The sequence below is a fragment of the Streptomyces sp. NPDC023573 genome, from assembly GCF_055559735.1.
Genome location: NZ_JBVHKB010000005.1, coordinates 318,104 through 332,096 on the forward strand (window position 1 = coordinate 318,104; position 13,993 = coordinate 332,096).

8 protein-coding genes are annotated in these 13,993 nt (G+C 72.0%); 4 read left to right on the plus strand and 4 right to left on the minus strand.

Features of this window, described 5'->3' with window-relative positions; translation table 11 throughout:
- Positions 1–26: 26 nt before the first annotated feature.
- A complete protein-coding gene (locus ACZ32T_RS18495; RefSeq protein WP_467266244.1) occupies positions 27–794 on the minus strand; it encodes an ABC transporter permease in 768 nt (255 codons plus the stop codon).
- 2 nt (positions 795–796) lie between these two features.
- Complete coding sequence (locus ACZ32T_RS18500) at positions 797–1,711, minus strand: ABC transporter ATP-binding protein (RefSeq protein WP_467265938.1); 915 nt, start codon at positions 1,709–1,711, stop codon at positions 797–799.
- A gap of 153 nt (positions 1,712–1,864) precedes the next feature.
- Here ACZ32T_RS18500 and ACZ32T_RS18505 point away from each other — a divergent pair, with 153 nt between their 5' ends.
- The 4 genes from ACZ32T_RS18505 to ACZ32T_RS18520 all read left to right on the plus strand — a co-directional run bounded on the left by ACZ32T_RS18505 (position 1,865) and on the right by ACZ32T_RS18520 (position 8,582).
- The gene (locus tag ACZ32T_RS18505) at positions 1,865–3,667 is read left to right on the plus strand and encodes an ABC transporter ATP-binding protein (protein ID WP_467367803.1); all 1,803 of its coding nucleotides are present in this window, start codon (positions 1,865–1,867) and stop codon (positions 3,665–3,667) included.
- A complete protein-coding gene (locus ACZ32T_RS18510; RefSeq protein WP_467265942.1) occupies positions 3,664–5,535 on the plus strand; it encodes an ABC transporter ATP-binding protein in 1,872 nt (623 codons plus the stop codon). The genes ACZ32T_RS18505 and ACZ32T_RS18510 overlap by 4 nt, the downstream gene beginning before the upstream one ends.
- Positions 5,536–5,695: 160 nt before the next feature.
- Positions 5,696–6,130: a hypothetical protein gene (locus tag ACZ32T_RS18515; RefSeq protein ID WP_467367805.1), complete on the plus strand. Its 435-nt coding sequence runs from the start codon at positions 5,696–5,698 to the stop codon at positions 6,128–6,130.
- Positions 6,131–6,533: 403 nt separating this feature from the next.
- Positions 6,534–8,582, plus strand: a complete 2,049-nt coding sequence (locus tag ACZ32T_RS18520) for a M4 family metallopeptidase (RefSeq protein WP_467265946.1) — start codon at positions 6,534–6,536, stop codon at positions 8,580–8,582.
- 97 nt (positions 8,583–8,679) lie between these two features.
- On the opposite strand, the gene ACZ32T_RS18525 is transcribed toward ACZ32T_RS18520, so the two are convergent.
- Positions 8,680–10,491: a SpoIIE family protein phosphatase gene (locus tag ACZ32T_RS18525; RefSeq protein ID WP_467367807.1), complete on the minus strand. Its 1,812-nt coding sequence runs from the start codon at positions 10,489–10,491 to the stop codon at positions 8,680–8,682.
- Between the two features lie 188 nt (positions 10,492–10,679).
- Positions 10,680–13,358, minus strand: a complete 2,679-nt coding sequence (gene glgP / locus ACZ32T_RS18530) for an alpha-glucan family phosphorylase (protein ID WP_467265950.1) — start codon at positions 13,356–13,358, stop codon at positions 10,680–10,682.
- Positions 13,359–13,993: the final 635 nt, after the last annotated feature.

The following is a 13,993-nucleotide window of genomic DNA, read 5'->3' on the forward strand; positions in this document are numbered from 1 at the left end:
AGTCTCACCCCGTGTCATGTCCCGGGTCACTCCCAGCGGAAGAGCCGGGTCGCCGCCCTTCCCAGTACGGCCGTCCACAGGACCATCACCAGCAGGTGTGTTCCGCCCGGCCAGTTCCCCGAGGCCGCCTGGTCCATGGCCTGGGAGGCGGCGCCGAAGGGGGTGAACTCGACGATCGCGCGGAGCAGGTCCGGCATGGTCTGGACGGGCACCCAGACCCCGGCGGTGAACATCATCAGCAGGTAGGCCACCGAACCGACGGCGGTCGCGACCTTGGACGTCCGGGACAGAGCGCAGATGGTCGCGCCCAGGGCGAGGACGCAGGCGACGGCGAGGAGGAGCGCCAGCAGGTAGCCGAACGCCTGCCCCGGCAGCCGGACGCCGAAGGCGATCCGCCCCACGGCCATGACCAGTACCGCCGAGCCCAGTGAGGCCGCGCCGTGCAGGACGATCTGCGCGGCCAGCAGGGCCGAGGGCCGCACGGGGGTGGCCGACATCCGGCGCAGGATGCCGCGTTCGCGGTAACCGGTGAGGACCGGCGGCATGGCCTGCAGGCCGGCCATGATCATGGCGAGCAGTGTGGCCACCGGCACGTACAGGTCGATGACGCTGCGGCCGCCGAGGGCGGGATCGTCCTGCCGGAAGGACGGGATGAGGCCGAGGATCGCCAGGATGGCCGTCGGGAACACCAGGATCCAGAACAGACTGCCCGGCTCGCGCAGGAAGAGCCGGGTCTCCGTCCTGAGAACGGCGGCGAGCGGGGTGGGGCGGCGGGCTCCGGCGGTCGTGGTCATGGTCATGAGGTGTGTTCCGATTCCGTGAGGTCGAGGAAGACGTCGTCCAGGCCGGCCTCGGCGATGCGCAGCTGACGCGCGGTGATGTTCAGGCGGGCCAGGAGCGTGATCACGGCGTTGGCCGTGTCGTCCGTACCGTGGATGACGACCTGGCCCCCGGAACCGGAGACGTCGACGGAGACGACACCCGGCAGCGTCTTGAGTCCGGCGTGTGCGACCGGCTCCGAGGGGGTGAAGGAGATGGTGGTCGAGCCCGCCGCTCCGCCGGTCAGCCCGCCGGGGGTGTCGAGCGCCACGACGCGGCCCTTGTCGATCACCGCGACCCGGTCGCAGAGCCGCTGGGCCTCCTCCATGAAGTGGGTGACGAGGAGCACGGTCACCCCGCTGTCCCGGATCTCCTCGATGAGCCGCCAGGTGTCCCGTCGGGCCCGGGGGTCGAGGCCGGTGGTCAGTTCGTCCAGCACGACCACGCGCGGGTTCCCGACGAGGGCCAGCGCGATGAACAGGCGCTGCTTCTGGCCACCGGACAGCTTGGCGAACCGGCGGTCGAGGTGGTCGCCGAGGCCGAGCCGTTCGGCGAGCGCCTGCCGGTCGGCGGGGCGCGGATAGAAGGCGCTGTAGAGCTCGAGCGCCTCGCGCACGGTCAGCTTGGGCTGGAGCTCGCTCTCCTGGAGCTGCGCGCCCAGCAGTCGGGTGAGGGCTTCGCGGTCCACGGCGGGATCGAGGCCGGCGACGCGGACGGTGCCCGAGTCGGGGACCCGCAGTCCCTCGACGCATTCGACGGTGGTGGTCTTGCCGGCTCCGTTGGGGCCGAGGATCCCGAAGATCTCCCCCTCGTCCACGGTGAAACTCACCCCGTCGACCGCGGGGCGGCCACCGTACGCCTTGTGCACCCCGTGCACTTCGATGATTGCCATGCCCGTAAGGATTCCGGCGGGCGGCAGGCGCCGGTATCCGCCGTCACGCTCGACAGCGCATCAGCCGATCGGTTGACCGGTCACTCCGACCAGCGGCGTGTGACCGGAAAACCACGTGAGCGATGTCAGTGGTGAACCATAGGCTCGGTCCTGATGCCCGAGAAGCCTGCAGAGCCCACGGACCGGTCCGCCGTGCGCTCCCTCCTGCGCCTGTGGCCCTATGTCAGACCGGTGCGTGTGCGCTGGATCAGCGCGGCGCTCGTCGCGGTTCTCGCGTCCTGTCTCGCGCTGGTGATCCCGCTGGTCCTGAAGTGGATGGTGGACGGTCCCGTCGCGGACCGCGACCCCGGCGGCGTATGGCTGGGGGCGCTCTGGCTGCTGCTGCTGGGAATCGTCGAGGCCGGGCTCTTCGGGCTCCGCCGGTGGCTCGTGGCCCGGCCGCTTGCCGGTGTCGAGGCGTCCATGCGTGCCGACCTCTACCGCCACCTCCAGCGGCTGCCGGTGGCGTTCCACGACCGGTGGCCCTCGGGGCAGCTGCTCTCGCGCGGGACGACGGATCTGATGCTGCTGCGGATGTTCCTGGCCTTTCCGCTGACGTTCCTGCTGGTCAACGCCACGACGATTCTGGTCGGTTTCGTCATCCTGTTCGCCCAGGAGTGGTCACTGGGGCTGGTACTGCTCGCGCCGGCCGTTCCGCTGATGGTCCTGTGCTCGCTCTTCGAGACGAAGTACGCCCTGGTGGCGCGCAAGGCCCAGGACCAGGTCGGCGATCTGACGACGGTCGTCGAGGAGAGCGTGCTGGGCATCCGGATCGTCAAGGGCTTCGGCCGCAACCGCAGCCAGGCGCTGGCCTTCCGCGCGCTCGCGCGGCGGCTGCGCACCACCGAGCTGGGCAAGGCGCGGCTGCTCGCCGGGATCTGGGCGCTCATCACGGCCATCCCGGAGCTGGCGATCGGCGCGGCGCTGGTGCTCGGCACGATCGAGGTCGCGGACGGCAGTCTGTCCGCGGGCACCCTCGTCGCGTTCCTGTCGACGGCCCTGGCGCTGCGCTGGCCGGTCGAGTCGATCGGCTTCCTGCTGGCGATGAGCCAGGAGTCGGCGACGGCCGCCGACCGCTACTTCGAGGTCATGGACGTCGCGGAGGAGCCGGAGTCCGGGGCCCCGGGCAAGGCGTCCGAGAGGGCCGGTGAGGGCATGGTCTTCGAAGGGGTGGAGTTCCGCTACCCCGACGCCGAGCCCGGTTCACCGCCGGTCCTGGCCCGCGTCGACCTCCGGATCCGGCCCGGCGAGACGATGGCCCTGGTGGGCGCCACGGGCTCCGGGAAGACGACACTGACCGCCCTCGTCCCCCGGCTGCACGAGGTCACCGCCGGCCGCATCCTGCTGGACGGCGAGGACATCGCGGCCATCGAACGGCCCCGGCTGCGTGAGCTGGTGTCGGTGGCCTTCGAGGAACCCACCCTCTTCTCGGCGACCGTCGGGGAGAACGTGCTGATGGGCGCGGAGGGCGCCGGCGAACAGGAGCTGCGCCGGGCCCTGTCGGTCGCGCAGGCCGACTTCGTGCACGAACTGCCGCAGGGCGTCGACACCCAGGTCGGCGAGCAGGGGCTGAGCCTCTCCGGGGGACAGCGTCAGCGCCTCGCCCTGGCCCGCGCCGTGGTCGGCCGGCCACGCTTCCTGGTGCTCGACGACCCGCTCTCCGCCCTGGACGTGCATACGGAGACGCTGGTGGAGGCCGCGCTGCGGCGGGTGCTGGAGGAGACGACGGCCGTGGTCGTCGCCCACCGGCCGTCCACGGTGATGCTGGCGGACCGGGTGGCCCTGCTGTCCGGGGGCCGGATCAGTGCCGTGGGCACCCATCAGGAACTCCTGCGCACCAACGCCGAGTACGCCTGGCTGATGTCCGGCGACCGGAACACCGGTGTTCTCGTCTCCGAGGAGGGCAGCACCCGATGACCAGTACGACTGCCGACGGCCCCGCCCTCGCCGACGAGGACGTCCCGGGGAGGGAGCCCGGTGCGGCCGGGGGCGACGGGGACGCGTTCGACGCCGACGCCCTGCCCGCTCCCCCGGGCGCCACCCGGGCGCTGCTGACCTCCCTGCTCGCACCGCTGCGGGCCAGGGTGCTCGTGGCCTCCCTCCTGCTGCTCGTCCAGCAGGTCGCCGTACAGGCGGGGCCACTGCTCGTCGCGTACGCCATCGACAGCGGTGTGCCCGCGTTCCGTGACCACGACTACGGCCCGCTGGCCGCCGTGGGCATCGGGTACGCGGTGTGCTCCGTCGGTGCGGGACTGCTCCAGTACGCCTTCATCCGGGCAGCCGCCCGGATCAACCAGGACGTGCTGCTCGATCTGCGCGGCCGGATCTTCCGGCACGCGCAGGCGCTGAGTGTGGACTTCCACGAGCGCTACACCTCGGGCCGGCTGATCTCCCGATCGACCACGGACGTGGAATCCCTGCGGGAGCTGCTGAGCGAGGGGCTGCAGGAACTCATCGGCGTGGTCCTGTCGTTCGTCTCGATCTCCCTGATGCTGCTCTGGCTCGACGTCGGCATCGGCGCCATCGCCGTGGCGTCCTTCGCCCCGCTGTACCTGCTGGTGCGGACCTACCGGCGCCGGGCGGCCAAGGCGTACTCGGCGCGTTCGTCGGCGATCGCCGCGGTCATCGTGAAGTTCGCCGAGACGATGAACGGGATCCGGCCGGTGCAGGCGTTCCGCAGGGAGCGCGCCAACGACGAGGACTTCGCGGTGTTCAACCGCCGTCACGAGCGGCGGAACGGCGACGCGCTGCTGGAGATGGCCCGTTACGTCGTGGGCTCCCGGCTCGTCGCCAACACGGCGGTGGCGGCGATGGTGCTCTGGGGCGCCTACCGGGTGGCGTCGGACACGCTGGCACTCGGTGTGCTGGCCGCCGCGGTGCTCTACCTGCGGCGGCTGTACGACCCGATCGACCGGCTCGCGATGTTCCTCAACTCCTACCAGTCGGCGGCGGCTTCGCTGGAGAAGATCGCGGGTCTGCTGGCGCAGACGCCCTCGGTGCCCGAGCCCGTGGCCCCGAAGGCGCTGCCGCCCCTCGCCGGTGAGCATCCGGGCCGGGAGGTCGTCTTCGAGGGGGTGCGGTTCGCCTATCGCACGGGCGGCGAGGTCCTGCCGCGCTTCGATCTGACCCTGCCGGCGGGCCAGACCGTGGCCGTGGTCGGTTCGACCGGTGCGGGCAAGTCGACGCTGGCCAAGCTGCTGGCCCGCTTCTACGACCCGACGGAGGGCCGGGTCCTCCTGGACGGCGCCGATCTGCGCGAGCTGGCGACGGCCGAGCTGCGGCGGGGCGTGGTGATGGTGACCCAGGAGGCGTTCCTGTTCTCCGGGACCATCGCGGAGAACATCGCGATCGGCCGCCCGGAAGCGACGCCGGAGGAGATCGAGCACGCGGCCAAGGCCATCGGGGCGCACGACTTCATCAGCTCCCTGCCCGACGGTTACGACACGGACGTCCGTAAGCGGGGAGGCCGGATCTCCGCAGGCCAGCGCCAGCTGGTGGCCTTCGCGCGGGCGCTGCTCGCGGACCCGGCCGTGCTGATCCTCGACGAGGCCACGAGTTCGCTGGACATCCCCGGCGAGCGGGCGGTGCAGCGGGCGATGGACACGGTGCTGCACGGCCGCACGGCGGTCGTGATCGCGCACCGCCTGTCCACCGTGGAGATCGCGGACCGGGTTCTGGTGATGGAGCACGGCCGGATCGTGGAGGACGGCTCACCGGCCGAACTCATCGGCGGCACGGGCCGGTTCGCGGGCCTGCACCGCGCGTGGCGGGAGAGCCTGGCCTGAGGACACCGGCGGCGCCGCCCCGGGTCCGGCCGCACCCCGCCGGCCCCGGGGATCGCCTGGTGCGCAACCCGGCTGACCACGTCCCGACCTCCTGGTCTACGCTCCTGGGCGCACCGGTCGGCCCGTCGCCTGTGCCCCGCACAGAGCGATGAGGTGGCTCATGCCGCGTTTCTCCCGGTCGGCCCCGGCCCTGCTCCCCGCCGTGCTCGGCCTCACCGTGACCGCTTGCGGGGTGGTGAGTCTCGTACCGGTCCCCGCCGGCGAGCCGGTCGTCCTGAGTGCGTCCGGGACAGCCGTCGTATGGACCGACTCCCGCGGCGGCACGCTGGAGCTGAGGCCGGACGGAACGATCGCCGCCGATGACGTATGCCACGACTTCGACACGGACATCCATGAGAGCGTGACCGTGTCGGGGCCGGGCACCTGGGAGTCCTCGGAGCGGGAGGGCCTGACCACCGTCTCGGTGTCGTTCGACAACGGCGCTGCCATCAACGACTACGAGGCCCGGCGGTACGGCAAGGCGCTGAAGCTCTGGACCTACATCGGCGATCCCGACAACGGGGATTTCTGCGTCCTGACCGCCCCTACGAGGTAAGGCGTCGCGGCGCACGAGCCCGTTGCGTCACCTGAGGTCTGACGGCGCACGACGGGCACCCGGCCCGGAACCGGCCATACCTCACACCGTCTCAGCCCGTGGTCCCGTCCGCTTCCGCCCGCGCGCCCAGGGGCCGGAGGCTACCGACGGAAACCCCTCTCTGCCCTGCGGTGTACGGCGGATGACGATCCCAGCAACCTCTCGCGCCACACAGACGACACACGGCGAAACGTCCGCTTAACGAACATGACCATTCCGGCAACGGACGACTTCCGGCCAATGTGTTGACGCGGTCCTGACATACCCCTGTTCCGGCTGTCACTCTTCCCCCGTTCCACGCACCGCCTGCTCTGCCCGGCCGGCTCACCCAGTCGGCCGGCTCCCCCTCGCAGAAGGAGTCCGCGTGAGACCCACGCCCAGCCGCCGTGCCACCGCGACCGGCGCTCTGATCGCAGCAGCAGCCCTCCTCGCCGTCGGAATGCAGGGCGGTGCCGCAACGGCCGCCCCCGAAGCCGCGAGCGCTGCCCCCGCGGCCGCGGTGAAGGGCGCCGACCCCGGCGCGCTCCCCGCGAAGCTCTCCCCCGCCCAGCGCGCCGAACTGCTCCGCGAGGCCAACGCCACCAAGGCGGCCACCGCCGAGGAGCTCGGTCTCGGCGCCACGGAGAAGCTCGTCGTACGCGATGTCGTCAAGGACGTCGACGGCACCACGCACACCCGCTACGAGCGCACGCTCGACGGTCTCCCCGTCCTCGGCGGCGACCTGGTCGTGGCCGAGTCGAAGTCCGGCACGACCGAGGACGTCACCAAGGCGTCCAGGGCGACCGGCGCGCAGCTGAAGGCGGCCGGCACCACCGCGGACGTCGCACCGGCCACCGCCGAGAAGCAGGCGCTCACCGCGGCCCGGGCCGACGGCTCGAAGAGCACCGAGGCGAGCAAGGCCCCGCGCAAGGTCGTGTGGGCGGCGAGCGGGACCCCGCAGCTCGCGTACGAGACCGTGGTCGGCGGCCTCCAGCACGACGGCACCCCGAACGAGCTGCACGTCATCACCGACGCCTCCTCCGGCGCTAAGCTCTTCGAGTGGCAGGCCATCGAGAACGGCACCGGCAACACGCAGTACAACGGCACGGTCACGCTGGGCACTTCGGGCTCCGGCAGCTCGTACAACCTCACCGACTCCGCGCGCGGGAACCACAAGACGTACAACCTCAACCGCGGGACGTCCGGCACCGGGACCCTGTTCTCCGGCTCCGACGACGTCTGGGGCAACGGGAGCCCGTCCAACGCCGAGACGGCAGCCGCCGACGCGCACTACGGCGCCGCGGAGACCTGGGACTTCTACAAGAACGTCATGGGCCGCAGCGGCATCAAGGGCGACGGCGTGGGCGCGTACTCGCGCGTCCACTACGGCAACAACTACGTCAACGCCTTCTGGTCGGACAGCTGCTTCTGCATGACCTACGGCGACGGCAGCGGCAACTCCAAGCCCCTGACCTCGCTCGACGTGGCCGCCCACGAGATGACGCACGGCGTCACCTCCAACACCGCCGGGCTGAACTACAGCGGTGAGTCGGGCGGTCTCAACGAAGCCACCTCGGACATCTTCGCGGCCGGTGTGGAGTTCTACTCCGACACCGCCGCGGACCCGGGCGACTACATGGTCGGCGAGAAGATCGACATCAACGGCGACGGCACGCCCCTGCGTTACATGGACAAGCCGAGCAAGGACGGCGCCTCCAAGGACTCCTGGTACTCCGGCCTCGGCGGGATCGACGTCCATTACTCCTCGGGCCCGGCCAACCACTTCTTCTACCTGCTCTCCGAGGGCAGCGGCGCCAAGACCGTCAACGGGGTGGCCTACGACTCCCCGACGTCCGACGGGCTCCCGGTGACGGGCATCGGCCGGGACAAGGCGCTGCAGATCTGGTTCAAGGCGCTCACCACGAAGTTCACCTCCACCACGAACTACGCCGCGGCCCGCACCGGCACCCTCGCCGTGGCCGGTGAGCTGTACGGCACCACGAGCGCCGAGTACACCGCGGTCGCCAACGCCTGGGCCGGCATAGCCGTCGGCTCCCGCCCCGGCGGCGGCACCGACCCCGACCCGGGCGGCACGGTCTTCCAGAACACGACCGTCAAGGCCATCGCCGACCGCAGCACCACCAACCTGCCCGTCGTCGTCAGCGGCGTCTCCGGCAAGGCGCCCAGCGACCTGTCGGTGGCGGTGAACATCAGCCACACCTACCGCGGTGACCTCGTCCTCGACCTGGTCGCCCCGGACGGCACGGCGTACCGTCTGAAGAACTCCTCGTCGAGCGACTCCGCGGACAACGTGGTGGCGACCTACACGGTCAACGCGTCGTCCGAGACGGCCAACGGCACGTGGAACCTGAGGGTCCAGGACGTCTACTCGGGCGACACGGGCACCTTCAACAGCGTCAAGCTCACCTTCTGAGCCCCGTACGGGGACGCTGACCAGGGCGTCGCCAGGGAACGCGCGCGGTAGCAGTGGAACAGCCCCGGGGAGTGCCTCCCCGGGGCTGTTCCACGTCTCAGTGCGGGGAGTTCGCGTCCCGGCCGGGGATGTTCTGTTCGGCCCAGACGATCTTGCCGGTCGCCGTGCGGCACGAACCCCAGCTGCGGCACAGCAAGTTGATGAGCTGGAGCCCCCGGCCGCCCTCGTCGCTGAGGTCGGCGTGCTGGATCTGCGGCAGGTCGGGCCCGGTGTCGGCCAGCTCCACCTGGAGCCGCTCGTCACAGAGCAGCCTGAGCCGGCCGGGTCCGCCGCCGTAGCGCAGGGCGTTGCCGACCAGTTCGCTGACCACCAGCTCGGTCACATCGGCGAGTTCGTCCAGGTCCCAGCGCGCGAGCTGCTCGGTGACCAGCTTGCGGGCGGTGGAGGCCGGGTTGCCCTCCGTCGGCAGGTCCCACTCCCGCAACCGCACGTCAGGGGTGAGCTCGTGGCCCCCCGCGACCAGCAGGACCGCCTCGTCGAACCGCCCGTCGTCCTGCCGCGGCGAGGTGAGCGGGCCGCCGGCGTCGAGCTTCTCGGGCGCCATCGCCGCCACCGAGGCCCGCAGGCCCTCCAGTTGTACGTCCACGTCGTCGGTGCGGGTCTTGATCAGCCCGTCGGTGTAGAACACGAGCCGGCCGCCGGCCGGGCCGCGCAGCCTCAGCGGGTCGTACGGGATGACTCCGGCGCCCAGCGGCGCTCCGACCGGCACGTCGGGATAGCGGGCGGTCCCGTCCGCTTCCACGAGCAGCGGCGGCGGATGCCCGGCGCTCGCGATCGTGTAGCTGGAGTCCGCCGGGTCGTAGACCGCGCACAGGCACGTGGCGACCTGGTCGTCCTCCAGGTCGCGGGTGGCCAGGTCCAGCCGGGCGAGCAGCCGGTCGGGGGCGATGTCCAGCATCATGAGCGTACGGGCGACGGTCCGCAGCCGGCCCATCGTGGCGGCGGCGGGCAGACCGTGTCCGGTGACGTCGCCGACGACCAGCGCCGTGCGCCCGCTGGGGAGCGCGACCACGTCGTACCAGTCACCGCCCACCCCGTGCGCGTCGACGGCCGGGGCGTAGTGGGCGTGCACCCGCAGCCCCGGGGTGTGGGGTGTGGCGCGCGGGAGCAGGGAGCGCTGGAGCGAGACGACGTGCTGGCGCTCGCGTCCGTAGAGCCGGGCGTTGTCTATGAAAACCGCTGCCATGGAAGCGAGTTGGCGCGCGAGTTCCAGATCCGCCCGGTTGAAGGGCGGGCTGTCACCGGCGCGTACGAAGTCGGCGGAGCCCAGCAGGACCCCGCGGGCGGTCAGCGGCACGGCCATGTAGCTGTGGACACGCTGCCGGCGCATCGCCTCCGCCGCGCTGGCCGTCGGCGCGACGCGCTCGTAGTCCTGCGGGGTCATCCGGCCGACCAGCACGGGCCGGCCGTTGCGCAGGCACTCGGTGGTCAGCAGCGTCTCGCGGCGTTCCCGGCGGTCGACGACCTCGCCCACCGGGGCGGGTTCGAGTTCGTCCAGCGCCTCGATGGCGCGCACGGCCATCGCGCGGGTGACGGGCACCGCCGCGCCGGTGACGCGCTCGCCCTCCTCGCCGCGCAGCACGGACTCCAGCAGGTCGACGGCGGCGGCGTCGGCCAGCCGCGGCACGCTGTACGCGGCCAGCTCACCGGCCGTCCGCTCCAGGTCGAGCGTCGTGCCGATCCGGGTGCTCGCCTCGTTGAGCCAGCGCATCCGGGCGGCGGTGGTGAAGCGGTCGCCCTTCGGCGGCCCTGCGGGTTCGGGCCGGCGGAGGTGCAACTGCCGTGATGTGCCGTTCTGCACGGCCAGCCGACGGGTCAGGCGTCTCGCTCGGCCTCCGCCGCCGTTCACCGTGCTGACCTCCACTCGCGCCCGGGGGGACGCCTCGCTGTCGTGTCGGTGACCTCGGGGCCACACCGGCAGGGCTGTCATGTTAGCGAGATCACGCCGAATGCACCCGTGCCGGTACCGGATGGACCGCGGGACACGCGGGTGGGCCCGGCGCGCGAACACGCCGGGCCCACCGTGAGCGGGGCCGGTCAGCGCAGGAGCACCCCGCCGCCGTCGCCCGTGGAGGCGTTCGGCACCGCGACCAGACCCAGCTCCGCCCCCGAGGCGAGCAGCCGGTGCGAGGGCAGGACGCGCACGGTGTAGCCGTAGGGGCCCGTACGGTCGAGGGCGAGCGGGCCCTCGTACAGCCAGCGGTCCTCCAGGTCGTGGCCGCCCGCCGGCTTCAGCGGATACGTCTGGGCCTCCGCGATCGCGTCCCCGGAGTCGACCCGGCCCGCGACCACCTGGACCTCCACGTCCTCCGGGTCGAGGCCGCCCAGAGCGATCCGGACCCGGAGCGCCAGGGTGGAGCCGAGCTCGGCGGAGCCGCCGACGACCGTGTCGGCCGAGGCTTCCACATGGTCGACCGCCACCTGCGGCCAGGCCGCGCGGACCTTGGCCTTCCAGGCGGCGAGCTCACGGGCGGCCGCCGGTTCCAGCACCCGGCGGGACTGCGCCGCGGGGGCGTAGAGCCTCTCGACGTACTCCCGCACCATGCGCCCCGCGAGGACCTTGGGCCCCAGGGTGACCAGGGTGCGGCGGACCATCTCGATCCACCGCTGCGGCAGGTCGTCGGCGTCGCGGTCGTAGAAGCGGGGGGCGACCCGGTCCTCGATCAGCGCGTAGAGGGCGCCCGCCTCCAGCTCGTCGCGCCGCTCCTCGTCGGTCGCGGAGCCGTCGGCGGTGGGGATCGCCCAGCCGAAGTCGGGTTCGAACCACTCGTCCCACCAGCCGTCGCGCACCGAGAGGTTGAGGCAGCCGTTGAGCGCCGCCTTCATGCCGCTGGTACCGCATGCCTCCAGGGGGCGCAGCGGGTTGTTGAGCCAGACGTCACAGCCCGGGTAGAGCTTCTGGGCCATCCCCATGCCGTAGTCGGGCAGGAAGACGATGCGGTGGCGCACCCGTGGGTCGTCCGAGAAGCGCACCAGCTCCTGGACGAGCCGCTTGCCGCCGTCGTCGGCGGGGTGTGCCTTGCCGGCGACGACGATCTGGATCGGGTGCGTCGGGTGGAGCAGCAGCTCACGGAGCCGGTCGCGGTCGTGCAGCATCAGCGTCAGCCGCTTGTACGAGGGCACCCGGCGGGCGAAGCCGATGGTCAGCACGTCCGGGTCGAGGACACCGTCGATCCAGCCCAGTTCGGCGGTGCCGGCGCCGCGGCGGCGCCAGGAGGCGTAGAGACGCTTGCGCACCTCGGTGACGAGCTGCTCGCGCAGCCCTCTGCGGAGGTCCCAGATCTCGCGGTCCGGGACCGCGGTCACGGCGTCCCAGCGCCTGGGGGTGCCCGCCGCCCCGCTGTCACCGCCGGCCTCGGTGCCGACCTCCGCCCCGGCGAGGGCGCTCTCCGCGCGCTCCGCGCCGAATGCGCCGGCGCCGAGCCGGAGGACCTCGGGCGCGACCCAGGTCGGGGCGTGCACCCCGTTGGTCACCGAGGTGATCGGCACCTCGGAGGGGTCGAATCCCGGCCACAGCCCGGAGAACATCTCCCGGCTGACGGCTCCGTGCAGGGTGGAGACCCCGTTGGCGCGCTGGGCGAGCCGCAGCCCCATCACCGCCATGTTGAAGAGGTCGGGCTCCCCTCCGGGGTAGGTCTCCATCCCGAGGCGCAGGATCCGCTCCACGGCGACCCCGGGCAGCTCGCCGTCGTCACCGAAGTGACGGGCCACGAGCTGCCGCTCGAAGCGGTCTATCCCGGCGGGTACCGGGGTGTGCGTGGTGAAGACCGTGCCGGCTCGCACGACCTCCAGGGCGGCGTCGAAGTCCAGACCGGTCTCGGAGAGTTCCCGGATCCGCTCCAGGCCGAGGAATCCGGCGTGCCCCTCGTTGGTGTGGAACACCTCGGGGGCCGCGTGCCCGGTCAGCCGGCAGTAGGTGCGCACGGCGCGCACCCCGCCGATGCCGAGCAGTATCTCCTGCAGCAGCCGGTGGTCGCTGCCGCCGCCGTAGAGCCGGTCGGTGACGTCACGCTCGCCCGGTGCGTTCTCCTCGACGTCGGAGTCGAGGAGCAGCAGGGGGACGCGCCCGACCTGGGCCTGCCAGACCGCGGCGTACAGGGACCGGCCGCCCGGCAGGGCGAGCACCACCTTGCTGGGGGTGCCGTCGGCCTCCCGCAGGAGGGTGAGCGGCAGCTCGTTGGGGTCCAGGACGGGGTAGTGCTCCTGCTGCCAGCCGTCGCGGGACAGGCTCTGGCGGAAGTAGCCGTGCCGGTAGAGCAGGCCGACCCCGATGAGCGGTACGCCGAGGTCGCTGGCGGCCTTGAGATGGTCGCCGGCCAGGATGCCGAGCCCGCCCGAGTACTGGGGCAGAGCGGCGGTGACGCCGAATTCGGGTGAGAAGTAGGCGATGGCCGCGGGGAGCTCCGCGCCCTGGGAAAGCTGGTTCTGATACCACCTCGGGCCGCCGAGGTACTCCCGGAGGCCCTCGGACACCTCGGTGAGCCGGCGCATGAAGTGCTGGTCCCCGGCCAGCTCGGCGAGGCGGGCCGCGGAGACGGCGCCGAGCAGACGGACGGGGTCGGCGTCCGCGGGGCGCCAGCCCTCCGGGTCGGCCGCCTGGAAGAGCTGTTGGGTCTCGGTGTGCCAGGACCAGCGCAGGTTGCGGGCGAGGTCGCTGAGCGGTCGCAGGGGTTCGGGGAGGACGGGACGCACGGTGAATCGACGAATGGCCTTCACGTATCCCACCTTTACAGGGGACGTACGGATCCGAGGGGACGCACGACGGTGGGCGCCCTCTCCGTCACCCTCGACGGTAGCGGTGTGCCGCCGTAGGCGACCACGGCGCGCGACCGGCTCAGTGGGTACGGCACGGGGCGGCCCACCCGCTCCGGTCCCCCGCGCCGCACCGCGTGCGCCCTCCCTCCGGCGGCTCCTGGATGTCCCCTGTCGCGGGGGCCCCTCCACCCTCTCGGACCCCTCCCGCCCCATGGGCCAGATGCGCCAGTTACGTACCCTTCTGTCACGGGCGATATGGCTGATTTCCTCACCTCACGCGGACTTGTGGCACCCCGCACCTCAGGGAAGGCTTCGGAGGTGCCCGCTCGTCGGCCGGGGGACCGGCGCGCGGCCCACAGCGCGTACTCCGGTTGCACCCAGGAGTTAACACACCGCCGGGTTGGCCGCCCGAAAACGGTGGGAAGGCTCCCCCGGTGACACCCCCGCGCTGCACAACCAGGTGCCCCGGTCGGAGCACGAATCCCCCGCGCGCCTGCCATTCGAGTGCCATTCGAGTGAACGCGGACAGGAGCGGCCATGCCCACAGCCCGCCAGCCGACGACCGAGCAGCTACAAAGGACGCAACCCCACCATCG

Bases quoted from the DNA above. Each gene is read 5' to 3' on its own strand.
- ACZ32T_RS18515 (WP_467367805.1), top strand. From the start codon at position 5,696: ATGCCGCGTTTCTCCCGGTCGGCCCCGGCCCTGCTCCCCGCCGTGCTC.
- ACZ32T_RS18510 (WP_467265942.1), top strand. From the start codon at position 3,664: ATGACCAGTACGACTGCCGACGGCCCCGCCCTCGCCGACGAGGACGTC.
- ACZ32T_RS18495 (WP_467266244.1), bottom strand. From the start codon at position 794: ATGACCACGACCGCCGGAGCCCGCCGCCCCACCCCGCTCGCCGCCGTT.
- ACZ32T_RS18505 (WP_467367803.1), top strand. From the start codon at position 1,865: ATGCCCGAGAAGCCTGCAGAGCCCACGGACCGGTCCGCCGTGCGCTCC.
- ACZ32T_RS18500 (WP_467265938.1), bottom strand. From the start codon at position 1,711: ATGGCAATCATCGAAGTGCACGGGGTGCACAAGGCGTACGGTGGCCGC.